Origin of the sequence: Maribrevibacterium harenarium, from assembly GCF_006385675.1 — a bacterium.
In the GTDB taxonomy this organism is placed as follows: Bacteria; Pseudomonadota; Gammaproteobacteria; order Pseudomonadales; family Marinomonadaceae; genus Marinomonas; species Marinomonas harenarium.
In genome coordinates this window covers 1-26,294 of record NZ_VFRR01000016.1, presented here as the reverse complement: position 1 = coordinate 26,294, position 26,294 = coordinate 1, and the positions used below count along the sequence as shown (strand labels likewise).

The following is a 26,294-nucleotide window of genomic DNA, read 5'->3' as shown; positions in this document are numbered from 1 at the left end:
AAACAACATGGAAAATGAATAAGTTGCCGTTTGATGATAGATAACCTTTTTTCCCCGTTTTCCCCTATCGCCTCACATGATGGCAACACAGTGGTATTTTTTAGCGTGTTGGCATTTCTTCTTGGCTACTGCGTCAACTATGCCGCTTTTCGTGAACTGGATTTAGCCCGTAACAATAATGGGGCAGTAAAACAGACACGCCATATACTGCGATCAGCGATCTCACTTCCGCTGGGGATTATGGCAGTGCTGATCCTATCCTTTTTCGCGCAAGTACCTGGCCAATCTTCTACAATAGATTTGGGCGTGATTGGCATATGGTATTTGGTTGCTGTGACCGTCACATTTACCGCTTTTAAGTTGTTCAACGGCGGCTGTGAAACGATTTTTGACCGTAGCCTTACAGGAGTTGCGGTTGGCTTACTCGTTGCGTCAGGTCATGTAATCCTGCATGAAAATACCATCCCCCATAACGGCGCCCATGAAGCAAGCTTAGCCCACTTTTTCTATAGCGCCCTTACGGTACTTTTGTTGGTACTAGGCTTTAACGCTTGCAATTTGATGAGTCGTCTCGCCCGTAGTCCCGGATTGCTATTCTATTCACATTTCACCAAGCCAATGATGGTGACCTTGTGTATCCTAGTTACTCAAATACTGCCTATAGAAGTAAGTTCTACCAACCCTGTTCCAGCGGATAATGAACAGTCTAAAGGACTTATAATCGTTGCATTAATGCTAACCGCGACACTATGGAGCTTTTATTTATTAGCCAGTGGGTTCTATGCCACCTTTATTAAACGTAAATGGAATGACCCTCAATTTCATGCTGATGAAGTCGACACACGACCTCTATTTTGGCAATCGTTAGTAACGACTCAAGCTGCTGTGTTTTTGATCATATCCATTGTGGTTGCGGCACAATGGGGCTATCTCTTATCAAAGCAAATTAGTATCAATGAAGTACAAATTAACAATGCTCGCACTGTAATAGGTACAGAGCTAACTGATATTTACAACGATATAGACAAGGTTTTTTTGGGATTTGATTTTCAAGAAATACTGGAAAACAGCGAAAAAATATCAACCAAAACCCGGTTCAGGGACTATGTCGGCGGATTTGTACAAGCATCGGGCCGTTATCACTACATATCTGTATTAGATCAGAGTAGTCTGGAAGTCGCCCGCATGGAATATAACAATGGATTCCCTGCACTTGCCTATCGCAGTCAGCTTAACGACCGGGATTTCAGTCTGGAAGTCATTCAAGGCATGACCTTGGAGACTGGCCAGTATTTCATTTCTCCAGTGTCTTTGTCTCGTCGCTTCGGCCATCTCGTACAGCCCCTACAGCCAGTATTGAAAATATCCGCTCCTATCGTCGACAGTACAACTGGGGTGACGGTTGGTGTAGTCGTGTTTGCCTATCGTTTTGAGCAACTTGCCCATTTGTTAAATGTCACCAATTCTGGCATCGGCAATCTAAGTGTATTGAGTGAATTTAATCGTGTATTGATAGACCTTGAGCGAAGTAATGACTGGGGTTACCTGCGCGATGTTGGCAACTTTGAATTTATTGATACCGCCCACTTTATGGATGTCACTCAGGATGTAACCACCTTCCACTCGCAAAATGAAATAACTACTTTTGCCAGAGAGTTAAAATCTACTGAGGACAATGTTGTCTCGCAGCAGATTCCAGAATGGAAAATACTGGTTCAATCAAACTATCCGTGGGCACCATTTTATCAATGGAATATTTACTTATTCGTTACTCTCTTTTTTATCGGCTTCTCAGTCGCTCAGGTGATGAGTCGTGGTATAGGGACACTCCTGCAACATGAACGCCAAATTGATGATCTATTAATCGAAATTGGTTATCAAAAGCAGGCATTAGATGAGCACGCGATAGTTAGTGTTGCCGATGTTCGTGGCAACATCATCTATGCCAATGACAAATTTTGTGAAATCTCCGGTTACCAGCGCGACGAACTTATTGGCCAAAACCATCGTTTATTGCGTTCTGAAGAACACCCACACGAGTTTTTCAAAACCATGTGGAAAACTATCGCCAATGGTCAAGTCTGGACTGGGGAGATAAAGAATCTACGCAAAGATCACAGCGCTTACTGGGTACGCGCAACGATTTTGCCAATCCTAAATCGCCAAGGAAAACCAGAACGTTATATCGCGGTACGTACTGATATCACCGCATCTAAAGTGATTGCTAATGTGCTTGAAGATTCGCTACGGGATGCCCACCAAGCAGCGGAAGCCAAAAATCGCTTTCTAGCCAATATCAGCCATGAAATCCGCACTCCCATGAATGCCATCATCGGATTAACCGATGCTTGTCTCGCCGTAGATAACAAGGCCAACCAACGAGAACTGATCCAAAAAGTAAATATTTCGGCTAATAATTTACTGCGTATCATCAACGATATTTTGGACTTCTCCAAGATGGAGTCGGGTAAATTAGACATTGAGCAGACAAGTTTTAGCTTGCAAGATGTGATCGAGCAATACGCTTATGTACATTACAACCAAGCAGTTAAAAAGCAGGTTGAGCTGCTTATTGGTGTTGACTCCAAGGTTCAAGATAATTTGATTGGTGATCCCCTAAGGATTGGTCAGGTGATCAGTAATCTAGTGAGTAACGCCATCAAGTTTACCCAGCACGGCGAGGTTATGTTTTATGTTAAACACTTGCAAACCGTAGGCGATGCCGTAGAGCTTGAGTTTTCTGTACGAGACTCAGGAATTGGTATGAGTCCAGAGCAGGTCAAAAGATTATTCACGCCGTTTACCCAAGCAGACATTTCAACTACTCGTAAATTCGGCGGCACCGGCTTAGGTCTTTCTATTTGTAAAAGTCTCGTGTCTCTGATGGGGGGAGATATTAAAGTCGAGAGCACACTTGGTGAAGGAACGGTATTTAGTTTCACCTTGTTTGTGAAATGCGATACGAATGCGCCAACCTTGTTGTCCCCCAAAGTCCAGTCGGTACTGAATGAACGCAACACGCTCGTGATCGAATGTCATGCCGTTCGACAACAAAATTATGTACGCTACTTAACTGCCTTTGGTACGCGTTTCGACGTAGCGATCAATGTAGACGAAGCAAAGTCGAAACTTACCGCTAAGGGGGTGACCTATGACTACATCCTCGTTGACTGTCACACCGCTCAAGCTGATCCAAGCAGATTCTTTGAACTTGTCGCACAAGCACCGACCTGCACCCAGTTACGCCATATATTCTTTGTTGATCAAGACCACGTTAACCGATCTCTACCAGAAGCTTGGCAAGAACGAGTTACCTTACTTGATCGCCCGGTGACCCAGTCGGTATTACTAGAAAGTTATTTAGCCCAAGAGCAACTAGAAAATAAACAAAGCGATAACGAAGCTGAGCAAGAAGCACAGAAATCCTCTGTGGCGGGCTTGCGGCTGCTGATTGCAGAGGATAACGAAATTAACCAGCTGGTGTTATCCGAAATACTTAAGCTGTGGGAGTTGGAATATCACTTCGCCAATAATGGTGAGGAAGCCGTCGCTATGGTGCAGGAACTTCGTCCTGACGTCGTTCTCATGGATGTACAAATGCCAGTGATGGATGGCTATGAAGCCACCAAAGCGATTCGTTCCTTAGGTGGTTATTTTGCGGATTTGCCGATCATCGCCGTCACTGCCAATAACAGCAATCAAGACATTAAACGTGCTCGACAGACGGGGATGAATGGTCACGTCGCGAAGCCAATTTCCCGCGTTCAGCTCCATGAAGTGCTAAGTCGATATGGCAATAATCAGGACAACCTATCCCTTGATGCTGTTATCGAGGAAACGTCAGCCGATGATGGGCTAAACACATTAGCTCAGCAGCTCCCAGAACTGCACATGAAGGAAGCGATTCAACGACTTGGCGTTGACGAGGACTTCTATAAACAGGTGCTGATGTCGTTTGCGGACGGCATTGACGTTCATCGTAATAACTTGCAAAAAGCCATCAATAATGATGACAACAGCGCCGTGGTAGCCGTGACCCATACGATTAAAGGCTTATCCGGCACACTCGGAGCACAACACATAAGTAGTCTCGCTGCGAAAGCAGAGCGTGCTGCAAAAGAAGGCCATATCGACTTGGAATTGTTGGCTGAGATGACTTCAGCCATCACCGTATTAGGCGATAAAATAAACCTATTATTGGCGCCCAACGTATCTAATACACACGCGACCGGCGACGCACTATCCAAGCACACTCTGAAATTAGCGGATTGCAAAGCGCTGTTTGATCTGGTTGAGTCATATGATACCAAGGCAAATTCGTTGGCGTTTGAGTATATGGAACAACAGCAAAATACGGACATCAGCGAAGACTTAAAGGAAATTTATGATCTGCTCTCAAACTACGACTACGAAAGAGCCAGCGAAGAGCTAACGATCTTAATGGAGCGCATCTCCGAATGACCCAAGAACAGAATAAACCAACGGTACTCGTGGTTGACGATATTGTCGAAAACATCGACGTAGTCCGTAATATTCTTGACCGTGACTACGATGTAAAAGCAGCGACCAATGGTCAGATCGCTCTGCGAGTATTGGAAAAATTTGAGATTGATCTGATTTTACTCGATGTCATGATGCCCAATATCGATGGTTATGAGGTTTGTCAGCGTATCAAGGCACAGCCAAAGTATGCCAACATTCCAATCATTTTTCTTACTGCCATGGATACCCAAGAAGACGAGCAGCGCGGATTTGACTTAGGTGCGGTTGACTATGTCTCCAAACCATTCAGCGCAGCCATTCTAAAAGCCCGAGTTGCTACTCAGTTGCGCCTGTCACAACAAAATCGCACCTTGGCCCTAATGGTGGCAGAACGAACCAAAGAACTCGAAGAAAGCCGTATCGAGGCCATCCAGCGTTTAGCATTAGCGGCGGAGTACCGGGACAATGAAACCGGTAACCATGTCATTCGTGTTGGCGAATATTCTCGTCTTATTGGACAAAAGCTTGGACTGTCCGACGAGGACTGTGACGTGCTTGGAACGGCTGCACCACTGCATGATGTGGGCAAAATCGGTATTTCGGATAATATCCTGCTCAAACCAGGTCGCTTGGATCAACAAGAATTTGAAACCATGCGCGGTCATGCCAACATCGGTGGGCATATCCTAGCGAACAGCCGCTCTCCGATTTTAAAAGCCGCTTATGTTATAGCTATCTCTCACCATGAACGCTGGGATGGCACCGGCTATCCAAATGGGTTGAAAGGCGAAGCGATTCCTCTGTTCGGTCGTATTGTGGCCCTATGTGACGTGTTCGACGCCTTAGCTTCCAAACGCCCCTACAAAGAACCATGGAAGCGAGAAGATATTCATCAATATATCAATGAGCAAAGCGGCTCCCACTTCGACCCAGCGATTGTGGCGTGTTTCAACCAAAATATTCATCACTTTTACCGTATTCTCGATGAACATGCGGACTAGCCATAGGGCAGCCTGCTGACTTCTGATATGATGCAGGCTTTCTTAGCTACCCATTCGAGTATCCTGTGAGTCTATCCGCTGATCCCATTTACCAAAGCCTAATTAATCCATTACAACGCATTTTGGATGATTTTGGTTTTACTGCTTTCACCCCAGTCCAGCAGCAATCCCTACCGCTATTGTTAAAAAACCGAGATGTTATTGCCCAGGCACAAACTGGCAGCGGTAAAACGTTAGCCTTTGCCTTAGGCCTACTGACTCGCATTGATACCCAACAGCGCCATACTCAGGCTTTGGTGTTGTGCCCAACTAGGGAGCTGGCAGATCAAGTTGCCAAAGAAATCCGCAAGCTGGCGCGCTATATTGACAACCTCAAAGTACTGACCCTATGTGGTGGTATGCCATTTGGTCCGCAACTGGCGTCCTTAGAGCACGGCGCACACGTGGTAGTGGGGACACCGGGACGTATTATGGAGCATTTGCGTAAAGGCACATTGCAAACAGATCGCTTATCCGTTTTGGTACTGGATGAAGCGGATCGTATGCTCGACATGGGCTTTGTCGACAGCATTCGGGATGTAGTCGCACTGACTCCCAAAACTCGGCAAACACTGCTCTTTTCCGCCACCTATGAAGACAACGTGGCGGAATTGCGCGAGGAGTTTCAACGGGATGCGGAGTTCATCGAAATCGCCAAAGTCGCCGAATTACAGCCCGATATTCAGCAGTACTTTTTGTCGACTAATCCTGAAAACAAGTTCCAGCAGCTACTGGATACCTTGTCCCACTTTGAGCCTCAACAAGCGATTGTGTTTTGTCATACCAAAGCCGACACCCAAGACACCGCCGATCTGCTGCAAGCTCATAACCTGTCAGCCTTAGCGCTCCATGGCGACCTAGATCAAAAACAGCGAGATCAAGTGTTTGTGCGCTTTGCTAACAAGAGCTGTTGTATCCTTGTAGCAACCGATGTGGCCGCCCGTGGTATCGATGTTAAAGATCTCGATATGGTCATTAGTTACGATACTAGCCGTGACGTGGATGTACACACTCACCGAGTGGGACGCACCGGACGTGCTGGGGCAAAAGGGATCGCGGTTAACTTTGTGAGCGAAAAGGAAGCCTACAAAGTTGAGGCCATCAGCACCCGTTTCAATACTGAGCCTGAATGGCTAACCCTCAAGCCGAATCCATCCGCCCAGATATTTGCCCCGATGGTGACTATCGCGTTTGATGCAGGACGGAAAAACAAACTCCGAGCCGGCGATATCCTCGGCACGTTAACAGCGGGGATTGGGTTAGAGAAAGCCCAAGTCGGTAAGATCGACATTTTCGATTTTCATGCTTACGTGGCCATTGAGCGCGATGTAGCGAAAAGCACTTTAAAAGCCTTGCAACAACGCAAGATCAAAGGCCGTGTTATCAAAAGTCGCATTCTTCGCTAGGGCGGCAACATGAGGAAAGATCTCCTACAGTTTGCAGGATTTATTGTTGGTTTTCTTATCATTTCCTGGTCAACCCTTACCCCGCTTGATCAGCTACCTCCGGTTCCGGGTAGTGACAAGCTTCACCATGTAATTGGCTTTGGCGGCTGGGCGCTGATGTCAGCTTTCGGCCCCAGTCGACGTTTTCTCGTTATGGCGATGGCTATTGTCTGTTGGGGTGGCGCCATTGAATTGATCCAACCCAGTATCAATCGCTACGGGGAATGGGCTGATTTTATCGCCAACAGCACCGGCGTGTTACTCGCTATGGCAGTCCATTGGTGGATCATTAAACCGCGCTTGAAATAGCTCTTTACTGGCAGATCGACATCAGTGGATCAAGGAAGTATCCGCTGTTTTTCATACTAAACGTTGACGAAAATAAACCTTTCGGTCAAGATTCTGCCCGTTTTGCATAATGAAAAGAGACTGATCCATGACCACATACCGCGCTTGGCGCGCGCCACTACTCCACTGTATTGCCGATCCAGACCACGTTGGCATCGAACAGTCCTATCAATATATTGAAGACGGTTTACTGATCACCTGCGGCGATAGAATCCAGTTTTGTGGTAAGGCTGAGGACGGCCTAAAAAACTTACCCAATAACCTGTCTGTGACACAGGTTGAAAACGGTCTGTTAATTCCTGGGCTAATTGATACCCACGTTCATTATCCGCAAACGGATATGATTGCGTCCTATGGCGAACAACTACTCGATTGGCTCGAACGCTACACCTTTCCAGAAGAAACCCAGTTTGCCGATGCGAATCACGCCGGAGACGTGGCAGAGCGATTTTTAAATGAGCTGCTGCGTAACGGTACGACGACCGCCTTGGTATTCGGCACGGTTCACAAAACTTCCGTAGAAGTGTTCTTCGACGCGGCAGCAAAGCGTCGCCTACGTATGATCTGCGGTAAAGTGCTGATGGATCGCAACGCGCCCGACACCTTGTTGGATACCCCAGAATCGGCTTATTCCGACAGCAAAGCTCTGATCGAACGCTGGCATGGCCAAGATCGTCTGCACTACGCCGTGACTCCTCGTTTCGCTCCCACGAGTACCGATGAGCAGTTAGCCGTGGCGGGGCGCTTATTAGCCGAGTATGAAGGCTTGTATCTTCATACCCATTTAGCCGAAAACCACAAGGAATGCGAATGGGTACAGAGCTTATTCCCTGAAAGCCAAGACTATTTGGATGTCTATGACAGACATCACTTACTTAGCGAGCGTTCCGTATTCGCCCATGGTATCCACCTGTCTGATGATGCACACCAGCGTCTCCATCATTCTGGCTCTGCCATTGCATTTTGCCCCAGTTCCAATCTCTTTTTGGGCAGCGGGTTGTTTCCCTTATCCAGCGCTTGTCAGCACGGTGTGAATGTGGGGTTGGGCACCGATGTAGGGGCTGGTACCAGTTTTTCATTGCTGAGCACTATGGGGGATGCTTATAAAACCCAACAACTACAAGGCCAATCTTTACACCCGATGAAGGCGTTCTATTTGGCCACCTTAGGTGGAGCTAAGGCGCTTAGATTAGAAGATAAAATTGGTAATCTGGCCATCGGTAGTGAGGCCGACTTCGTAATTCTCGACTACCAAGCCACCCCCCTACTCAAACAACGCTTGCCCCGCTGCCAGTCTATTGAAGAAATTCTGTTTACCTTGATGATCCTAGGGGATGACCGCGTAATCAAAGCCACCATTGTTGCCGGTGAGCCCATTTATCAACGAGACAAGATATAAAAGAAAAGCTGGCACCAATATTGAATGTTTTAAATGGCAAAGTGCGACTGTGGACTTTGCCAACATTGCCTTTTTCACGCTCCCTTTGGGAGCGTTTTTTTATGTTAGCTATGGATAAAGACGCACAATGCCAGTTTTCCCTTCAAAGTCGGCCACTAACCAGATTTTCTCGAATGGATGCTGTGCCGGAACCGTGATTTTATGCTCTAGCGCTTTAATATCCGCCCGCTGCCAAGCAGGGTGAGCATTGCGAATCACTAACCAAGTTCGGTGACTATCGTAATGTTTCTGGGCTTTATTTCTCAGGATGTCGTTTAACGCTTTCAGCAAACGGTGATCAGGCTCTTTGTCTAACTCCTGCAAGGCCTGCCGGGTTTTGTCACTCAAGTCACGCCCTAAAATGGCCATCGCCTCCGCTTCCGAGCCATATAAATGGGCAATTTCCAAATCCAGCTTTTCCCCATCTAACATACAGGAAGTATCAGGACGCATAGGCTCATTATGCCAAATATGACGGATTCTTAGCCCCGTGTTGCGTTCATACCATCGCATAAACAGCTTGGCTGCATCGTGTTCCAAGCGGATTTTTTCTTCTTCACTGTGCTGTCCCATGCGCTTACTCACTCATTACTACATACGGGGGCAATTCAAATTGGCAAAGGTAGCGCAATTTGCTAGTCTCGTGCGCCAACATTCTCTTCATCACATCACGTATTTGTGATCGCCAAGGAAACCATAACCGCTATGTCTGATACAACGCAAATCGCCACTTTAGAAAAACTTCGCAATGCTTGGCTACCAGCTGTCGAGTTCCTATTTGGCACACCAGCTGCTGGGATCACTTTTGCTGGTTATGAAGTGGATGGCGATTTAGCGAAGCCAGAAACCCTATTAGACGAAACCACGAATACCGTAAAGACTCGTATTCCAGCACGAAGTTTCACCAATGATGTCATGCTCCTCGCTGACATTATTCAAGAAATGGTGCGTGCCCTTTACCCACTGAAAGAGGGTGCTATGCCAAACAACCTGAGTGAAGGTGCGGCGGTATATGGCGCAATCACGGCAATTAAGCAAGTATTTGGTGAAGAAACCTTGGACTCCTACCTCAATGCCCTAAAGGACAATGGCTTCGCCTACTATGATGCCTTTTCATACGTGGCCGTGTTACTCACCGAAGACCCACAGGGAATCAAAAAGGTACGAACACTGAAGCCCTACCTTTATGAAGTTGAACGAGAAGATTTTGCTGCAGCAGGCATCGAACTAGAGCGCAAAATCTGCGATATCTTGACTTATAAGTTTAGAAACTAATCATTTCAAATAGAGCAATCGTTTTTCACACTTTCCCATTAGGTCTACTTTAAATGGAAATTATCAACTATCAGCCCAGCTTTCTGCTCAAATGGAGCAGTCGCCTTACGCTTTTCTCATTATTACTCTTTTATGCTATAGGCTTTCGCTACTTTATACATGCCGCTTTACCGTCAGATTTACTAGGCACCATATACCTTGTTACGGCTTTTATGGGGCATTTCGCCTTTTTAGCTTTTAGCCTTTGGCTACTGATATTGGCACCGTTATCATTTATATCCCCAAATAAAAAACTCGCGCAAACTATAATATCTATAATTTTATTGCTATCAATAATTTTACTATTTATTGATACATTCGTATTTCAACAATATCGTTTTCATTTAAACCTTTTTATTTGGAACCTTATCTTAAATGATAAAAATGGTGAGATCTTTTATTTCTCAACCATCATGAAATTTATAGCTACTTTAGCAATAGCACTCTTAATAGGAGTCTATTGGCTAGCTAGCAAGAAAATCAGCAAAAGCATTAATGTTGCATTTCCAGCCAAAAAAATATGGGGGACGCTACTATCCTTATATCTAGTGGCTAATTTTATTCATATTTATGCTGACGCCCAATATAACCAAAAGATCACTCGTTTTAATCAGAACTTACCTGTCTACTACCCAGCTACGGCAATTTCTTTTATGGAAAAACAAGGTTGGGTGAATTATGAGGCGAGAGAGGCCAATCGAGCACTGACTATCGATAGCAGTCAAAACTTGGTTAACTACCCTCTGGTTGATCTTCAATTCTCCGAAGTAGATAGTAAATACAACATTATCATCATAGCCATTGATTCCTGGCGCGCTGATGAAATGAACGAGTCCTCAAGTCCAAATATTTGGCAGATGGCTCAGAATGGTCTTTATTTCACCAATCACTATAGCGGCAGCAACTCGACCAGAACCGGTATATTTTCGCTCTTCTATGGCCTCCCTGGGGTCTATTGGGATGCTATGTATGCCAATAAAATTAGTCCAGTCCTTCTAAGCACCCTATTAAATCGAGGCTACGAAACAGGTATATTCGCCAGCGCTAGTTTAGATAACCCAGAATTTAATCGAACAGTATTTGCTGATATCAAAGATTTACGCATCGGATCAAGTGGTTCATCTCCAATTGCCCGTGATAGGAACTTAACTGAAGAATGGTTAGTTTGGCTTGAGGATCATAGTAAAAACCAACCGAGCACACCTTTCTTCGGATTCCTGTTTTACGATGCTCCCCACGGTTATTCAATTGACAGAGGATTACCCGCGCCATTTCAGCCAGAAGCTGACATGAACTATCTGCTTCTTAACCCAGACTATGATGCTACAAAAATCAGAAATCGCTATAAAAACTCAGTCTACCAAGACGATTACCTTATCGGACAAGTAATCGAGGACCTAAAAGAAAAGGAGTTACTCGATAAGACGATTATAATAATTACTGGTGACCATGGTCAGGAATTTAATGATAACGATCATAACTACTGGGGACATGGAAGTAATTTCTCTAACGCCCAAGTTAAAGTACCATTTGTAGTTCACTGGCCGGGTAAACAGCCAATGCAAGTAAATCACAGTACCACTCATTTCGACGTTGTACCTACCTTGATGAAGGAAGCATTAGGGGCCACTAGCGATGTCACGACCTATTCCAGCGGCAATAACCTATTTTCTCCAACCGATAAACAGTGGCGACTTGCTGGCAGTTATCGGGACTTCGCTATTATTGATCAGAATCAGATTATTGTCTCAGGCCTCGATGGGATTATGCGAGTCTATGACCATACAATGAATGAGATAGAAAACCCTACTATGAATATGGAGCTGCTGTCAGATGCGATGAAGGAGATGACTCGCTTTTACAAGTAGCTGCACCCTATTGCTTGGGAGTGCTAACCACAGGTGGTACTCTCAAGCCTTTGCCTCATCCGACTTTTTTACTGAGTATCCCGTTATTTTACTGTTTATCATGTACTAATTTCGGCCACTCACTATCATGAGAAAGTGTCCCCATCGCAGCGCTGGCTGCTCTCTGAAACAAAACTGGGGACACTATTATGACTCGTACAACGACTTCTCTACTTCTTTCTACTGCTGTGTTAGCGGCTACCATTGGCAATGCCGGAGCCACGGAGTTTAGCGCCAACGTGGGTGTGGGTGCAGCTCATATTCAAAACCACGTTAAAGGTGAAGATGATAAAAACCAGATCTTTCCCTATGCCGAATTGCAATATGGCATGGTGACGTTAAACCCTGATGGTCTCGGCTTAACGACCTCATTGACGCCAACCAGTGCGCTGAGCTTTGTGCTAAAACTGCGCGAATCCAGCTTTGATGAAAGTGACAATAAGGTACTGTCCAAGTTGACCAAACGGGACGATACCGGCGAGCTCATGGTTAATTGGGTACAAATGACTCCATGGGCCGATGTGAGTGCTTTCGTCAGCACCGATCTGATGGATAAACATGGTGGCTACGAGTTAGGGTTTGGTGTCTCACGTCAAATCCCGATGCTGGGGGGCGTTTTCATCCCACAAGCGGGCATCCAATATCAGTCTGAAAAGTTAGTAGACTACTACTACGGTGTTAGCCAAGGGGAGTCTTCCTCCACAATCGGCGCGTACGATGGTAAAGGCAGTATGACCGCTAACGCTTCGTTAACTCACATCTACAAACTATCCGGAGGTTGGCATACGGCAACCGCAATGGCTTATAACTACCTTGGCGAAGGCATCAGTGACAGCAGTATCGTCGAGCGCGACGGCTACTGGATGGGTTCTGTTTCTGTGTTCTACCAATTCTAGGAAAGGAAACTTAGATGAAAGCGCTTCTAATACTAGGAGCGCTGGCCTTTCTGGCTGGCTGCTCCATGGCTCCGGAAAAACCGGATCGCCCCCTTAAAGATGACTATACCTATTTGAATGCCTACTTGGATTGGACATTAGAGGATGAGCGTCGTCAGCATGATATCGCAGCTATCTCTGTGATGGTGGTGGACAGTCAAAATGTGATTACAAAACACTCTAGCGGTATGGCGGATCGGGACCGAGATATCCCGGCAACTCAAGATACTTTGTATCGTATTGGCTCGGTCACCAAGCTCTTTACTGCCATCAGTATTTTGCAGTTGGTCGACCAAGGCAAAATGGATCTTGATGCCCCGCTACAGCAATACCTACCTCAGCTACAATTGCAAACTCCTTATGGAGCCAGCTCCGTTACGGTACGCCAGGTGCTAACCCATCATGCCGGATTACCTTCCGATATGTGGGATGGCTTTGCCGAGAACCGTGCCCTTGATCAGTTGATTCCGCTCGTTAATGAGCAGTATCTTTCCTATGCCCCCGGAGAAGTGTTTAGTTATTCCAATGTGGGGTACGCGTTGCTCGGTCTGGCGATTGAGCAGACATCCGGACAAGCCTACCCAGACTATTTGCAGGAACACATTTTCCGGCCACTTGGACCTAAGCACAGCACCGTTGGTGTCGCAGATCAGCTGCTTGCAAAAGCCTATCTGAAACTAGATGAGCAAGATTACCCGCAAATTCGCGATCAAGCTGCAGGCGATATCTCTATGAGCGCCGCAGATCTGGCGAAATTTACGCAAGTCATGCTGCGAAATGGGGAATACCAAAACCCGCAAGGTGAGATCAAACGTCTCATTTCTGCCGCTACCTTTAAGCAAATGGTGACGCCACAGAATGGCCAATCCCCTTTGTATCAGGATATGCCAATGGGTTTGGCTTGGTTCCTATTCTACCCTCGTCCCGAACTTGCTGGTCTGCCGGTGAGATGGCATGGAGGCGCAACCCATTACTTCCATTCCTCCTTGATTACCCTACCCAAGCAGGATATCGCTATAGTGGTATTAGCCAATTCTGCCGAAGCCTATGAAAGTGTGTCACGTATCGCCGAACAAACCACTCGATTGGCTTTCGAAGCGAAAACTGGGCAGCTGTGGCCAGCTAAAACCCAGTTAGACAAACAGCCAATGACTCTTTCTGAAGAGGAATTGGGCCGACTTCAAGGACGCTATATCTCCCCCGCTTTAGGTGAAATTCATGTCTCAGTGAATAATAAAAAGATTGTTGCCACCAATGAAGATGGCAAGGTCACTCTAATTCCTTATGCCGATGGCACGATGGGTGTGGAATATAAAGCGCTGGGGGCACTGACCTTTGACAATGATTTCTTTGATCAGCTAAGACTAATACCAATGGAGTACCAAGGGCAATTGGTGATCAAGGAGCAAAACGGTGGAGTGGTCGCTCAGCAGTTTCCTGTCACGCCATTGTCGTCACACTGGCAGCAAAAACTGGGGCGTTATCAACATCAGAACCCAGATGATTTATACGATTTTAGCGAAGTCACCTTAGAGGATAGCGACGGCCTAATTCGTATGACGCTATTTAACGAAGCGAATGACTATCGCCAAATTCTCTATTTCAACCCTATTAGCTCGGAGAGGGCGATCAATATCGGCCTAACACGTAGTAGCGGAGATAGCTTGATCGCTTCTTCTACCGATGGTGATACCCGCTTGCGTTATCTTGGTATGGAATTTCACCGGCAAGCCCAATAACTTCATAAACAAGGAAATGAATAATGAAACCTAGTATTCGTTGTGGAGGCATCAGTGCCATTATCGCTGCCCTCACTTTTCTATTCGGTATGGCCTACTATTTAGTGCTGATGACGGATATCCAGTACGGCAACCTTAGTTCAAATATTGATGAGCAACTGAGCTACCTAAGCGCCCATCACACCATGATCTATGTGTGGTACTTCATCATCTATATAGTATTTGGTTTTGCGCTATTAGGACTGCAAATCGGTTTGTCGAGCTTGTTGCCAAAATCGGCCTTATCCCAAGCCACCGCCATCGTGGCTTATATCTGGGTGGGATTGGTTATTGGCGCCGGTATGGTTGCCAACGTGGGCAGCGCCATGAGTATTCAGTTAAATCAGGTGAATCCTCAGGCGGCCAGTCATGCTTGGGTCAGTGTGCAAATCGTGTTGAATGGACTGGGCGGCGGCAACGAAATCGTCGGTGGCGTTTGGTTGGTGTTGCTATTTTTTGCCTGTGGTAACAGCAACTGTCTGCCCAATGCAGCGCGTCTAGGTGCTTTGGCCATTGGCTGTTGCGGTATTGCAACGGCCATACCTGTCCTGACCGAATTGGGTGCGGTATTCGGTTTAGGTTGTATACTGTGGTTTCTATCCACTGGCCTATACATGCTATTGAATAAGGAAAAATAGCCTATGGACAACGCCTTCTTCAGCTTCTGGCGGCGACATGAACTGCTGCGGGACAGCATCCAGACCATCTTAATCTGCTACATCATTGCCATTATTATTTGGTTTACGGATGCGGGAGATTTTTGGCTGACGCTGCAAATTTCGTTGGTGTTCGGTGTGTCTTGTTTGTCTGGCATTCGAGTCAGTATTCATTACTTGCGGGACAAGACCTCGATCTTAATCGCCACCATCATTGGCTATTCAGCGGGCGTTGTCATTGGCACAATACACTTGCTATACCAAGTGTATGATTCCTTTGAGCAGGTGCGTAACGCCCCTGCTTCTGATCTGGTGCTGAAAATCTTATTCAGTCTGCTGGTCACCTATATTTTTTATAACTCTCACCGAGTAACCCGCAAAGAGCGGGAGTTACAAATTCAACGGGAGCAGACTCTCAAACAAGAAAAAGAGCTAGCGGAATCGAATTACCAAGTACTGCAATCCCAGATTGAGCCCCACTTTCTCTTTAATACATTAGCCAATATTCGCGTCTTAATAGATGTGGAACCCAAGCAGGCCAAAAAAGTACTCGATGACCTGACTGGTCTACTAAGGGTATCCATGACGAAAGCCGAACGGCAGGTGATTGCCTTAGCCGAAGAGTTGCAATTGGTGAAGTCCTACCTCGCCATCCAGCAGGTTCGCATGGGGGACCGATTAAACTTTGAGATCGAAGCACCGGCAGATATGAGTGCCGTGAGCTGCCCTCCCTTCACTTTACAACCCTTAGTCGAAAATGCCGTCATTCATGGTATCGAACCGAAATTAGACGGCGGGAATATCACCATAACGGTATCCATTAGCACCGATCGCTGTCTGGTGACTATACGTGATACGGGGTTCGGGCTGGCGCCAGATTATCAAAACCAACCGCCAAAAGGACATGGTATTGCGGTAAACAATATCCACCAGCGACTGGCGCTGCTTTACCACGAGCAAGCTAAGTTGGAACTCAACAATCATCTTGACAGTGCAGGAAAAGTCGCGGGCTGCGTGGCGACCATTTCTTGGCCTATTTCTACCGGTGCCGGAGGTAAACAATGAACGTAATGGTAGTGGACGACGAACCTCTTTTAAGATTCCATCTGCAGCGGTTGTTACAGGAGCTGTGGGAAGATTTGGAACAGGTGGTGTCCCTTGGTTCCGGTATCGAAGCGGTGAATATGATTCACGAAGTACCGATTCACACGGTTTTCTTGGATATTAAAATGCCTGGTATCAGTGGTATCGAAACAGCGGAGCTACTCCGAGAGAATGGCTATCAAGGGCATATCGTATTTGTCACCGCCTATGATGAACATGCGGTAGCCGCCTTTGAACATGAAGCCGTCGATTATATTTTGAAACCGGTGGAAGAAGAACGACTGCACCAATGTATTGAGCGCATTATCAAACGGGATCAAAAAGAAATACGTTATGAGCTTAATGCCGATCAGTTGCAACAGCTACTGCCGAGCGATCAAGCCAGTTCGGCACCGCTACGCTGGATTAACGCCACCAAAGGAAACCGTATTCATATTGTCCAGCTCGATGATATTTACTGCTTTATTGCCGAAGATAAATACACCACCGTGGTCACTGCCCAAGGAGAATACCTAATTCGCAAAACCATCAAACAGCTAACCCAAGAACTCAACGGCGCGCAATTTTGGCGTATACACCGGGCTGTTATTGTACAGGTGGCGAAGATTGCCGTGGCTGAGCGGGACGAGCAAGGACACTACTCGGTTACCATGCAAGATATTGATCGAACGCTGCCTGTGAGTCGCAATAACACGCATTTGTTTAAGCAAATGTAGCATTCGCATCTGGCGTAAAAGCCACTTCTCGATTAGCATCGCGGTTTTGAAAATTCTGTTTTATTGTGATCATCAATAGGATGTAAATCATGCCAAAGGCAAGTGAAATCAAACGCAACGCGGCCATCAGTTTTGAGGGTGCTACTTACATTGTTCGTGATATCGAGCGCTCTGTTCCTCAAGGCCGTGCCGGTGGCAGCCTTTACCGTATGCGCATGTACGATGTGGTCAGCGACCGCAAGTTGGACCATACTTTTAAGGATTCCGATATGGTGGACTTGGCGGATCTTGTGCGCCGCCCCGTTATCTTTTCTTACGTAGATGGTGACGACTACGTCTTTATGGACGAAGAAGACTACACACCATATAACTTGAATCGTGCAGCGATTGCCGACGAGGTATTGTTCTTTAACGAAGAAACCAAGGGCATGCAGGTATTGATTGTTAACGAAGCGCCTGTCGCCCTTGAAATGCCTACCGTGGTTGAGCTCGAAGTGATTGAAACCGATCCGTCTATCAAAGGCGCATCTGCCACTTCCCGCAACAAACCTGCGGTGCTGTCTACCGGTGCAACAATCCAAGTACCAGAGCATATCTCTACTGGCGATCGTATTCGCGTTAACGTAGAAGAACGTAAATTCTCTGGCCGTGCTTAAGCCATAGAGCAGAAATAAGAAAGCGCGCTGCGATTAAAGAGCGCGCTTTTTTTATGCCTTAATCGCTATTCTTTTACATCCATAAAGCGGCGGGCAAACTCGCGACTTTCATCCAGGGTCGAGTATTTCTCCGATAATTCAGAGGCAGACAATTTCCCTTCGGCAATACCCCGTTGTTCACGCAAGCAATCGTAGGTGGCTTTAATAGCGGCGAAGTAAGCGGCGTGACCGTTTACTACAATACGAACGCCATTTCTCGCAAGACGATCCCGATCCGCTAATGCAGGGTTACCATAAGCGACCAACATCAATGGCACCGTCACATGCTGACTAATGGCTTCTAGGTGGTCAAAATCTTCGATACCCACCATACAGACCCCATCGGCCCCTGCTGCCTCGTAGGCTTTTACTCGCTCAATGGTTTCTTCAATCGTAAGTTGCCCTGCGTTCGTACGGGCAATAATACTCATGGTGGGGTCAATCCGTGCTTCCAGTGCGGCTTCAATCTTACCCACCGCCTCTTCGAGAGGGATTAAGTCGGTAGACTTATGGCCGTATTTTGCAGGTAATAATGTGTCTTCGATAGTAAGAGCCGCTACGCCCGCACGCTCTAGCTCCACAATAGTACGCATGACATTTAGCGCATTACCATAGCCATGGTCAGCATCAGCAATGATAGGCAAGCGAGCAACACGACCAATACGGGTCGCTTGCTCAACAAATTCGCTCAAGGTGATTAAAGCAAAGTCCGGTGCCGCCAACACCTGCAAGGATGCCACGGAGCCCCCTAAAATTCCCACTTCGAACCCTAAATCCGCAGCGATCCTTGCTGACATGGGGTCAAAGGTGGATGCGGTGTAATAACATTGGTTGCTTGCTAATAGGTCGCGAAAATCTTTACGAAGATCATGCTGGGAAGGGGTTGCCATGTATTGCTCCAAAAGTTGTGCCGAGCCTGTACCGATGATTGTCGGTAACAATGGCCCGCTGATTCTGAAGACAAATTTTAACGAATTTCAAACCGCTTGGTCAGACGCCGAGATTGGTAAGACCAAGGAAAAACCATTACCCACAATTATGTTAGAAATTTACCACACCAATACCGACACAGTTAGCGTTCAAAGCGGCATAACACTTGCTGAATTTGCGCCTTAAGCGTCTCCTTTGATCTATTGTTTGTACCAGAGAGACGGTCTAACAGATATGACTCCCTTACCAAGGAGACAATGATTTGATGGCTCAAGGTCTCCACTTTATAGCCTTCTGCGACACTGGAGAATACCTGCGTCAGTAGTCCATCCAACTGTTGGAAGTAGCGTTGCACTTCTCCAGACAGCTTATGGGACTCACCTATGTGGATGCGGTAGGCGCACATACGCAAGCTATTTTCGCTCCACCACTGACCGACATAAAGCATGGCCTCAGTGTAGTTATGGTGTCCGCTTAACTGCGTTTGAAGTGTCGCCAGCTCCGCTTCCGTCTTCTCTATCAGGCTGGTTAATACATCCTGCCACAACAGTAATTTTGATGGAAAATTACTATATACCGTAGGTTTAGAGACGCCGGCAGCAAGCACTACTTGATCGATACTGGTACCTTGATACCCACTCTCACAGAACAATGTCGCGGCAACATCTGCTATTTCTGCCCGCTTACTTGGTCTACCTCTTGCCACTTTCTTTACCCTATCGTTTATATATTCTTAGTATGCCATGAAAGTACTAGAGATGGGCGAACATTTCGGTATATAGTCGAACGCCTTGCGACTTAGCTGACCAGATGAACAGATTTCCCCATAACCGAGAGGCATATATGGACACCAACGACCAACGAACCGGTTATGCACTAGGGCTGAGTGCCTATATTATCTGGGCGATAGCTCCGATGTATTTCAAACTACTCAGTGAGGTTCCCGCACCAGAAATTTTAGCCCATCGCATTTTATGGTCTTGCTTAATTGTACTGCTTCTCATCGCCGCTATGGGTAAAGGAGCGCAACTATTACGCGCCGTCACCAACCCACGCACCTTACTGATTTTAATTAGCTCGGCGTTATTAATCGCAGCAAACTGGGGGACTTTTATTTGGGCGATTAATAACAATCAGCTTTTGAGTGCTAGCCTCGGGTACTACATCAACCCGTTAGTGAGCATCGTCCTAGGCATGTTTTTCTTCCAAGACAAGCTAGATCGTCCCAAACGCTGGGCCGCCCTACTATGTTTGGCAGCTGTGGCGTTTGAAGTTTACCAGTTTGGGAGCTTACCTTGGGTGGCACTGATTTTGGCATTTAGCTTCGGTTTCTACGGCTTGCTGCGAAAAAAAGTAGGGGTAGACAGTTTTACTGGGATGGCGGTGGAAACCACGGCACTAATGCCATTTGCACTAGGCTTTTTGGTCTGGTTTGGCAGCCCTATTGGCCAGTTTCAAACCAGCGACATCACGGATTGGTTACTACTAATGGCTGCCGGCCCAGTCACCATGGTACCTTTAATGTGTTTTGCAGCGGCGGCTAACCGAGTCAGCCTCGTGACCTTAGGTTTTTTCCAATATATCGGGCCAAGCGCCATGTTCCTGCTCGCGGTATACGTCTATGGTGAACCACTACAAGAAGCTAAATTAGTGACTTTCGCGCTAATTTGGTGTGCTTTAATCATTTTAATTGCAAGCTCAATAGGCCAGCTTCGAAAACACCGTCGCCAACCTAAGAGTAGAGTTCTATAGCTGGTTGAAATTATTACTAGTATCCCAGAAGATAGGGCTTTAGTGACTTCTTGGCAGACTGTATGACCATTTCCCTGACCACACCAGCGATGTTGTTCCCAGCCGTATCCCTATTGCTGTTAGCCTACACTAACCGCTTTGTGACCTTAGCTTCCTTGATCCGGCATTTTAACCCCGATCACAGCAACGAGGCAGTACAAAAACAAATCGATAATTTACGCAAACGTATTTACCTTATTCGACGCATGCAGGAAGTGGGCGTCATTAGCTTCTTTTTATGCGTGGTTTCAATGCTGGCCCTGTATTGGGAATACGAGCAGGTTGGAAGCTATATATTTGCCGCAAGTCTGGGGTGCTTATTGTATTCCCTATTTTTATCGGTTCGGGAAATCAATATTTCCTGTGATGCACTCGATGTGCATATCCAAACCTTTTATAGCAAAACACCAACCAACAAGAAGTAAGCTAGAATGAAAAGAGCAGCCCTCGCTGCTCTTTTCATGTGACATCACTTAGACAAAACCAAGTAGTCGCGGTAGGAACAAAGATAACTCTGGTACAAAGGTAGTAATCATCATGACTGGGATGCCAACAAAGCCCATTAGCGCAAGGGCAGGCACCACCGTACGGTGAATCGATACTTGTCCAATACGACAGGCCATATACAAGATAGGCGCCACCGGAGGACTGTTTGCACCAATAACCACCGAACATGCCACGATTGACGCAAAGTGTACGGGGTGTACCCCGTTTGCCACCATCAAGGGTAGGAATAAAGGCGCTACTACCACAGTGACAGACACGTCATCCATGATCATACCGGCAAGGATTAAGAACACGTTTACCGCGATCAGAATAAGCAACGGATTCTCGATCAATGTGCTGACCAGCTGAGTCAGATCCTGAGGGATACGCTCCATTGCCAAGATCCGGCCAATCATAAAGCTAAACAGCAGAATCAGAATCACCGTACCGGTTGTTTCAGCTGCTGCGATCACACTGCGGCTAAACGTACGCAACGTCAGGTCTCTATAGATAAAGAAGCCGATGATCATTGCCGCAAAAGCCGCCACCGCCGCCGCTTCTGTTGGTGTAAATACACCACCGTAGATACCACCCAAGATGATGACAGGTAAAGAAAGAGCCGGAATCGCACGTAAGGTTGCGCGACCTTTCTTTACCTGCTGTGCGCCATTATTCGCTGCGGTACTGATCTCATCAAAAAAACGCCCAACGCTAAAGCGGTTGGCGATAATAAGACCGATAATTAGCAGCAGTGCTGGTCCAACTGACGCGGCAAAACAAGCCGCCACAGACTGACGCGTCACCACGGCGAATAGAATCATAGTAATGGAAGGCGGGATCAAAATACCCAGCAAGGAAGAGATGCCGAGCAAGGCAGAGGAATAACCGCGGGGATAACCACGTTGCTCCAATGGCCCGATCATAATAGTACCGATGGAGGCTACCGCTGCCGTTGCGGTACCAGCGATAGCCCCAAAGATACCGGATGCCACCACCATGGAAGCGCCCATACCACCACGCCGTTTACCGATCATAACCTCGATAAAGTCCACCAAGCGTTTCGCGATACCACCGCTTTGCATCAAGTAGCCAGTTAACACAAAAAGCGGCAAAGCGATAAGAATAACCGAATCCAAACTGCGGTAACCTTGCAACATCAGAGTATTAAGGTTTGCGTCGTAGGCATATACGAGATAGGCCAACACACCAGCGAACGACCAAGCAACCGGTACACCGATAATCATCAGCAGCATTAGCAGGCCGATAGCAATAAAACCATCCATTTAGATTTCCTCCTGCTTAATTTTGCCGGAAAAGGCTTGAATAAAGTCACGTAAGGCGTAACAAGTACAACCAATCGCCGCTAGCATAATAGATGCCTGCGGTAACCATAGAGGAATCCCCATACCTGGAGTGGACTGAGGACGTCGTATTCCCCACGCCAACATTCGGTAGGCTAATACGACGAAGAAAATGCAAATTACAAACGTAATCAAGGCAATTAATCCTTTATGGATTCGTTGAATACGGGCATCGGTGATCTGCAACTCAATGAAGTCCACCACCAAATGTTCATTACGACGACTCGCGATCAATCCACCGAGCATATATAGCCACATGCCGAACAGCATGATGAGTTCGAGTAGTCCTACAATTGACCACCCAAAAACATAGCGCGCCAGTACCAAAAATAGCATCAAGCCCACTACCAAAATACTTGATAAGAACGCAGCGGCTTCGAGCACCCAGCCGACACGACGATCAAGAGCAGAGAAAAAATTGCTGATCATATTTCACCCAGCCTAGTAAAAAAACCAGCCCGCATAGCGGGCTGGTTGAGGTAGAACAGATTGGAAAAGCTTAAAGTTCAGAAGCGTTTTTACGAATCACATCCATGATTTCTGAGCCAATTTCTTTGTCCATGAGTGGCCATACTTTGTCACGGGCAGCGCGGGCGAACTCACGAATTTGCTCGTCGCTTGGCTCGAAGTATTTCATGCCAGCTTCTTGTGCTTTGGCAATGTAGAAATCGTCTTGCTCTTTTGCTGCTTTGAACTGATCGTTCATGATTTCCGTCGCAGCTTCTTGAACAATCTTTTGCTCTTCTTCAGTCATGCTTTCCCAAGCGTCTAAGTTCATGGATAGAACGCCAGTCATGAAGAAGTGTTTGGTTTGTACGTAGTAATCTAGTGAGTCACGGAAGTATTCGTAATCCCAGTAAATTACGTTACCGGCTTCGCCATCAACAACGCCGGTTTGCAGCGCTGTGTAAACTTCGCCCCAGTCGATAGCTGCGGTTTGATAGCCTAGTGCCTGCATGGTCTGTGGTGCAGGGAATACGGTCATAGTACGTACTTTCAGACCATCCGCATCCTTGATGTTTAGGGCATATTTGCCACGGGAACCGACACCATTAAAACCTTCTGGCCAAGGGCCGAAAAATTTCAAACCGATATCTTGGTAAACACCACCTAGCATGTTGTTTACCCAACCACCTGGGCTGTAAGCTTCTAGTGCTTCATCCCAAGACAGTGTCATGTACGGAGTGTAAATTACACCAATACGCTTATCGTAAGACGTCATTGGCCAGTTAAGCATCACATCAACATCACCCGCAACGTGCAAGTCGAATACTTCTTGCTGTCCACCCAGTTCGTTTTGGAAGAAGACGCGAGTTTCGATCTCACCGCCGGATTTCTCTTCAATTAATTTGCCCCATTTCTCTAGCGCATTACCTGCTGGAGAACCCTGAGTACCGGAATCGGTAGCAAGGCGAAGAGTTAGTGCGTTTGCGCCTGCACTCATAAGACAAGCTGCAGTCACCGCTGAAGCAATCAGCGTTTTCATTGTTTTTTGGATGCTCATATTTTGTTCCTTTGTGTTCCTTCTCAAGTCATTTTGCTTGATGTGGTTATAGGACAGATGTTGTCTGGACGTACAAACTATTGCCATAGTGTGTATACAAACCAGACGCCAATGATGTTACCTAGTTAAGAAATGACTGATATGCCTATACCGACCAAAATATGAATCAATAGTCATAAAAACGACATGTGCATTTAAGCCATGGAATTGAATAAATTATTGTAATTAAAAGAAAAATGGCGCAAAGATTACTCTTTGCGCCATTATTGAGATAGATCAATTTTTGCGGCTTATATCTGACCATTCGGTGTATTTACTTCAGCATACACTTCAACACTACCATCACGATTTAATTGCAGAACTTTGTAAGCCATGAATTGATTATTGTATTCCATCCCTGGTGAGCCCACTGGCATCGCCGGCACTATTAAACCTTTCGCCTTAGTTGGTGGCTGGTCTAAAAAAGCTTGAATAAACTTCGCCGGAATGTGTCCTTCGAATATATAGCCATCCTTAGTTACCGCCGTATGACAGGAACGCATATTCGCCGGAATCGCAAACTGATCTTTTACCGCGGTTAGATTCATTGGATGGTGTACAACCCCCACCATTCCCTGGTCTTCAATATGCTTAACCCAACCGGTGCAACAACCGCAAGTGGGTGACTTGTAGACATCGAGTGTCACTTCTGCAGCGTGTGTTAGCTGGCTTACAAGCATCGCAGTCGCTAAAAATGAGATTTTTTTCATAGGCTTTACTCCTGATGGCTAACATGATCAGATCAGGGTAAACCTAGGTCTTACTCCTAAGTCAAGTTATTACCTAGTTTAAAAAGACATAATCTAAAACTTAGCTTGCACCTTCATAACACTTGAAACCTGATCTACCGTCACAGCGTCTTAGCTATGGTGGTGATTATGTTTGGTTTCTCTGATTCTATACCGGTGGTTTTGCTCTGTAGTGTGACTGATATGCGTAAGTCCATCGATGGTTTGGCGTATATTGTTGCGCATGATCTTGAAATGGGACTTTTGTCAACGTTGTGCAACGGTTACATATCGAAATATTTGATTAGTTTCATTGTAAATGCTGATGTAAGTTGTCCAAGTTGGACAATCAATTCCGAATTAGTTAGCCGCTCCATAGGGATAGCGGCAGAAACCTTACTGGCGTGTAGGAAATTTCTGACAATAAGACATATTTAAGAAATGTATACATTGCTTGGGCGATTAAATAACCACACATCCAGTATAAGAATGTACAAAAATACATCAAAAAATTGATTGAACAATTTTGTGTTCACTTTGTATGGGGTGTGTAAATTTCGGGGAAAGAGTTGGTGGATTGAGTGTGGAGCTATCATAATAGCAGTATGGGAATGAATATGAGGGTTTAGAGTATGTCAGTGATTGCTAAATTAAAAGAAAGTTATAAGGTGGCAGCGTCAACCACAACAGCAAGGCTTATTTATTGGGCTGTTATTTTTTCGGCGCTGTTGGCAGCATTTCAAATGGAGTTGCGTTACTCAACATACATTATGGTAGCCCTTTTCTATGGGGCGCAAGGTCTGTATAGAGTGAACCATCCTACTAGTGGCGCTTCAAAGCTGATTGGCAAGTTCGGGTTGATATCGTTTGCTATTATAGCGGTTGCGGTTATCTCTACAAATGTTTTGATGGATACCAAGACTGCTCTACTTCTTACTTCTATTTTCTTTTGGTTGATGGTTCAGAAGCGAGTTATTCAATTGCTCTTGATGTTACCGATTAAGAAGGAAAAAACACCGAAATGGATCAAGGTTCCATTTCAAATTGTTATGCTGATAGTGTCTTATATGACTGGAGCATTCTTTATGATGCCTATTGCATTGTGGTTGCTTTCGACTGAAATGGATTTTTCAAATAAAAAGCATCTTTCAAATCAAAAACCACTCTCTTTGAAAGAAAGAATTAAGGTTAACATCAGGAGTTTTGTGGCTGGTTACTTGGAGGGACAAAATAATTATGGAGATTACCGGAATGAAGACTATTCTAGTCTTGATGAAGAATATTCTAATGAAAGCGTTTCTCCTTCTATGCGACACGCATTTTACTCACGAAATATAAATCATTAGGTGTTCATATATTTGCGCTATATGCAATAGCTTATAGCGCAAATATGAAATTGATCTAATTTACTTCTTCGTCTTCGACAACTCTATCGCTTCTATATCTGCGGCAAGAACAAGCTCATTTTGCTTTTGTTGTTCTTGATCGGTTGGTTTGTTAATCCGTCGTCCCTGAATAATGGCGATTTTAGACTAAAGCGCCATTTCATTTTCTAGCCTTCTCGGCAATAAGGATTGTATCAATCTCATCCCGCTAT

Annotated in this window: 23 protein-coding genes; 16 read left to right on the top strand and 7 right to left on the bottom strand. The window is 46.0% G+C overall.

What is annotated here, in order from left to right; genetic code table 11:
* The first annotated feature begins 33 nt into the window (after positions 1 to 33).
* The 5 genes from FJM67_RS09510 to guaD all read left to right on the top strand — a co-directional run bounded on the left by FJM67_RS09510 (position 34) and on the right by guaD (position 8,714).
* Positions 34 to 4,461 carry a hybrid sensor histidine kinase/response regulator gene (locus FJM67_RS09510; protein ID WP_140588760.1) on the top strand — a complete coding sequence of 1,476 codons (4,428 nt, stop codon included), beginning with the start codon at positions 34 to 36 and terminating at the stop codon, positions 4,459 to 4,461.
* On the top strand, positions 4,458 to 5,483 hold the full coding sequence (locus FJM67_RS09505) for an HD-GYP domain-containing protein (RefSeq protein ID WP_140588758.1): 1,026 nt from the start codon (positions 4,458 to 4,460) through the stop codon (positions 5,481 to 5,483). Before FJM67_RS09510 ends, FJM67_RS09505 begins: the two co-directional genes overlap by 4 nt.
* A 65-nt stretch (positions 5,484 to 5,548) precedes the next feature.
* Positions 5,549 to 6,928, top strand: coding sequence for an ATP-dependent RNA helicase DbpA (dbpA, locus tag FJM67_RS09500; RefSeq protein ID WP_140588756.1), 1,380 nt, complete (start codon positions 5,549 to 5,551; stop codon positions 6,926 to 6,928).
* 9 nt (positions 6,929 to 6,937) lie between these two features.
* A complete protein-coding gene (locus FJM67_RS09495; protein WP_140588755.1) occupies positions 6,938 to 7,276 on the top strand; it encodes a VanZ family protein in 339 nt (112 codons plus the stop codon).
* 127 nt (positions 7,277 to 7,403) lie between these two features.
* Positions 7,404 to 8,714, top strand: coding sequence for a guanine deaminase (guaD, locus tag FJM67_RS09490; RefSeq protein WP_140588753.1), 1,311 nt, complete (start codon positions 7,404 to 7,406; stop codon positions 8,712 to 8,714).
* 108 nt (positions 8,715 to 8,822) lie between these two features.
* On the opposite strand, the gene FJM67_RS09485 is transcribed toward guaD, so the two are convergent.
* On the bottom strand, positions 8,823 to 9,326 hold the full coding sequence (locus tag FJM67_RS09485; protein ID WP_140588856.1) for a hypothetical protein: 504 nt from the start codon (positions 9,324 to 9,326) through the stop codon (positions 8,823 to 8,825).
* A gap of 132 nt (positions 9,327 to 9,458) precedes the next feature.
* Here FJM67_RS09485 and FJM67_RS09480 point away from each other — a divergent pair, with 132 nt between their 5' ends.
* The 8 genes from FJM67_RS09480 to efpL all read left to right on the top strand — a co-directional run bounded on the left by FJM67_RS09480 (position 9,459) and on the right by efpL (position 17,819).
* Positions 9,459 to 10,028 (top strand): hypothetical protein, encoded by a 570-nt coding sequence (locus tag FJM67_RS09480; protein ID WP_140588751.1) that lies wholly within the window; start codon positions 9,459 to 9,461, stop codon positions 10,026 to 10,028.
* 53 nt (positions 10,029 to 10,081) lie between these two features.
* A complete protein-coding gene (locus tag FJM67_RS09475) occupies positions 10,082 to 11,935 on the top strand; it encodes a DUF3413 domain-containing protein (RefSeq protein WP_140588749.1) in 1,854 nt (617 codons plus the stop codon).
* 188 nt (positions 11,936 to 12,123) lie between these two features.
* Complete coding sequence (locus tag FJM67_RS09470; protein WP_140588747.1) at positions 12,124 to 12,870, top strand: MipA/OmpV family protein; 747 nt, start codon at positions 12,124 to 12,126, stop codon at positions 12,868 to 12,870.
* 14 nt (positions 12,871 to 12,884) lie between these two features.
* On the top strand, positions 12,885 to 14,648 hold the full coding sequence (locus FJM67_RS09465) for a serine hydrolase domain-containing protein (RefSeq protein ID WP_140588745.1): 1,764 nt from the start codon (positions 12,885 to 12,887) through the stop codon (positions 14,646 to 14,648).
* Positions 14,649 to 14,671: 23 nt separating this feature from the next.
* Complete coding sequence (locus FJM67_RS09460; RefSeq protein ID WP_140588743.1) at positions 14,672 to 15,325, top strand: hypothetical protein; 654 nt, start codon at positions 14,672 to 14,674, stop codon at positions 15,323 to 15,325.
* Between the two features lie 3 nt (positions 15,326 to 15,328).
* Positions 15,329 to 16,408 (top strand): sensor histidine kinase, encoded by a 1,080-nt coding sequence (locus FJM67_RS09455; RefSeq protein WP_140588741.1) that lies wholly within the window; start codon positions 15,329 to 15,331, stop codon positions 16,406 to 16,408.
* On the top strand, positions 16,405 to 17,163 hold the full coding sequence (locus FJM67_RS09450) for a LytR/AlgR family response regulator transcription factor (RefSeq protein ID WP_140588740.1): 759 nt from the start codon (positions 16,405 to 16,407) through the stop codon (positions 17,161 to 17,163). Before FJM67_RS09455 ends, FJM67_RS09450 begins: the two co-directional genes overlap by 4 nt.
* 89 nt (positions 17,164 to 17,252) lie before the next feature.
* Positions 17,253 to 17,819 (top strand): elongation factor P-like protein EfpL, encoded by a 567-nt coding sequence (efpL, locus tag FJM67_RS09445; protein ID WP_140588738.1) that lies wholly within the window; start codon positions 17,253 to 17,255, stop codon positions 17,817 to 17,819.
* 65 nt (positions 17,820 to 17,884) lie between these two features.
* Here efpL and FJM67_RS09440 read toward each other — a convergent pair whose 3' ends face one another.
* Positions 17,885 to 18,748, bottom strand: coding sequence for an isocitrate lyase/PEP mutase family protein (locus FJM67_RS09440; protein ID WP_140588736.1), 864 nt, complete (start codon positions 18,746 to 18,748; stop codon positions 17,885 to 17,887).
* A gap of 182 nt (positions 18,749 to 18,930) precedes the next feature.
* Positions 18,931 to 19,494 carry a TetR/AcrR family transcriptional regulator gene (locus FJM67_RS09435; RefSeq protein ID WP_140588735.1) on the bottom strand — a complete coding sequence of 188 codons (564 nt, stop codon included), beginning with the start codon at positions 19,492 to 19,494 and terminating at the stop codon, positions 18,931 to 18,933.
* A 137-nt stretch (positions 19,495 to 19,631) separates the two neighbouring features.
* Here FJM67_RS09435 and rarD point away from each other — a divergent pair, with 137 nt between their 5' ends.
* Both rarD and FJM67_RS09425 read left to right on the top strand, forming a co-directional pair.
* The gene (gene rarD, locus FJM67_RS09430) at positions 19,632 to 20,540 is read left to right on the top strand and encodes an EamA family transporter RarD (protein WP_140588733.1); all 909 of its coding nucleotides are present in this window, start codon (positions 19,632 to 19,634) and stop codon (positions 20,538 to 20,540) included.
* A gap of 62 nt (positions 20,541 to 20,602) precedes the next feature.
* Entirely contained in the window at positions 20,603 to 21,004 is a 402-nt protein-coding gene (locus FJM67_RS09425; RefSeq protein WP_140588731.1) for a DUF2721 domain-containing protein, read from the top strand.
* Positions 21,005 to 21,052: 48 nt separating this feature from the next.
* Here FJM67_RS09425 and FJM67_RS09420 read toward each other — a convergent pair whose 3' ends face one another.
* The 4 genes from FJM67_RS09420 to FJM67_RS09405 all read right to left on the bottom strand — a co-directional run bounded on the left by FJM67_RS09420 (position 21,053) and on the right by FJM67_RS09405 (position 24,679).
* Positions 21,053 to 22,348, bottom strand: coding sequence for a TRAP transporter large permease (locus tag FJM67_RS09420; protein ID WP_140588729.1), 1,296 nt, complete (start codon positions 22,346 to 22,348; stop codon positions 21,053 to 21,055).
* Positions 22,349 to 22,855: a TRAP transporter small permease gene (locus FJM67_RS09415; protein WP_140588728.1), complete on the bottom strand. Its 507-nt coding sequence runs from the start codon at positions 22,853 to 22,855 to the stop codon at positions 22,349 to 22,351.
* Between the two features lie 70 nt (positions 22,856 to 22,925).
* Positions 22,926 to 23,930 carry a TRAP transporter substrate-binding protein DctP gene (gene dctP, locus FJM67_RS09410; protein WP_235890029.1) on the bottom strand — a complete coding sequence of 335 codons (1,005 nt, stop codon included), beginning with the start codon at positions 23,928 to 23,930 and terminating at the stop codon, positions 22,926 to 22,928.
* A 290-nt stretch (positions 23,931 to 24,220) separates the two neighbouring features.
* The gene (locus tag FJM67_RS09405; protein ID WP_140588726.1) at positions 24,221 to 24,679 is read right to left on the bottom strand and encodes a DUF411 domain-containing protein; all 459 of its coding nucleotides are present in this window, start codon (positions 24,677 to 24,679) and stop codon (positions 24,221 to 24,223) included.
* Positions 24,680 to 25,329: 650 nt separating this feature from the next.
* On the opposite strand from FJM67_RS09405, the gene FJM67_RS09400 reads away from it, so the two are divergent.
* Positions 25,330 to 26,043, top strand: coding sequence for a hypothetical protein (locus FJM67_RS09400; protein ID WP_140588724.1), 714 nt, complete (start codon positions 25,330 to 25,332; stop codon positions 26,041 to 26,043).
* The last annotated feature ends 251 nt before the right edge of the window (positions 26,044 to 26,294 follow it).

Coding starts and splice junctions, on each gene's coding strand:
- FJM67_RS09470 (WP_140588747.1), top strand. CDS start 12,124: ATGACTCGTACAACGACTTCTCTACTTCTTTCTACTGCTGTGTTAGCG.
- guaD (WP_140588753.1), top strand. CDS start 7,404: ATGACCACATACCGCGCTTGGCGCGCGCCACTACTCCACTGTATTGCC.
- FJM67_RS09455 (WP_140588741.1), top strand. CDS start 15,329: ATGGACAACGCCTTCTTCAGCTTCTGGCGGCGACATGAACTGCTGCGG.
- FJM67_RS09510 (WP_140588760.1), top strand. CDS start 34: ATGATAGATAACCTTTTTTCCCCGTTTTCCCCTATCGCCTCACATGAT.
- FJM67_RS09465 (WP_140588745.1), top strand. CDS start 12,885: ATGAAAGCGCTTCTAATACTAGGAGCGCTGGCCTTTCTGGCTGGCTGC.
- efpL (WP_140588738.1), top strand. CDS start 17,253: ATGCCAAAGGCAAGTGAAATCAAACGCAACGCGGCCATCAGTTTTGAG.
- FJM67_RS09475 (WP_140588749.1), top strand. CDS start 10,082: ATGGAAATTATCAACTATCAGCCCAGCTTTCTGCTCAAATGGAGCAGT.
- FJM67_RS09480 (WP_140588751.1), top strand. CDS start 9,459: ATGTCTGATACAACGCAAATCGCCACTTTAGAAAAACTTCGCAATGCT.
- FJM67_RS09460 (WP_140588743.1), top strand. CDS start 14,672: ATGAAACCTAGTATTCGTTGTGGAGGCATCAGTGCCATTATCGCTGCC.
- FJM67_RS09425 (WP_140588731.1), top strand. CDS start 20,603: ATGACCATTTCCCTGACCACACCAGCGATGTTGTTCCCAGCCGTATCC.
- FJM67_RS09420 (WP_140588729.1), bottom strand. CDS start 22,348: ATGGATGGTTTTATTGCTATCGGCCTGCTAATGCTGCTGATGATTATC.
- FJM67_RS09400 (WP_140588724.1), top strand. CDS start 25,330: ATGTCAGTGATTGCTAAATTAAAAGAAAGTTATAAGGTGGCAGCGTCA.
- FJM67_RS09450 (WP_140588740.1), top strand. CDS start 16,405: ATGAACGTAATGGTAGTGGACGACGAACCTCTTTTAAGATTCCATCTG.
- FJM67_RS09405 (WP_140588726.1), bottom strand. CDS start 24,679: ATGAAAAAAATCTCATTTTTAGCGACTGCGATGCTTGTAAGCCAGCTA.
- dctP (WP_235890029.1), bottom strand. CDS start 23,930: ATGAGCATCCAAAAAACAATGAAAACGCTGATTGCTTCAGCGGTGACT.
- FJM67_RS09415 (WP_140588728.1), bottom strand. CDS start 22,855: ATGATCAGCAATTTTTTCTCTGCTCTTGATCGTCGTGTCGGCTGGGTG.
- FJM67_RS09495 (WP_140588755.1), top strand. CDS start 6,938: ATGAGGAAAGATCTCCTACAGTTTGCAGGATTTATTGTTGGTTTTCTT.
- FJM67_RS09505 (WP_140588758.1), top strand. CDS start 4,458: ATGACCCAAGAACAGAATAAACCAACGGTACTCGTGGTTGACGATATT.
- FJM67_RS09440 (WP_140588736.1), bottom strand. CDS start 18,748: ATGGCAACCCCTTCCCAGCATGATCTTCGTAAAGATTTTCGCGACCTA.
- FJM67_RS09485 (WP_140588856.1), bottom strand. CDS start 9,326: ATGGGACAGCACAGTGAAGAAGAAAAAATCCGCTTGGAACACGATGCA.
- rarD (WP_140588733.1), top strand. CDS start 19,632: ATGGACACCAACGACCAACGAACCGGTTATGCACTAGGGCTGAGTGCC.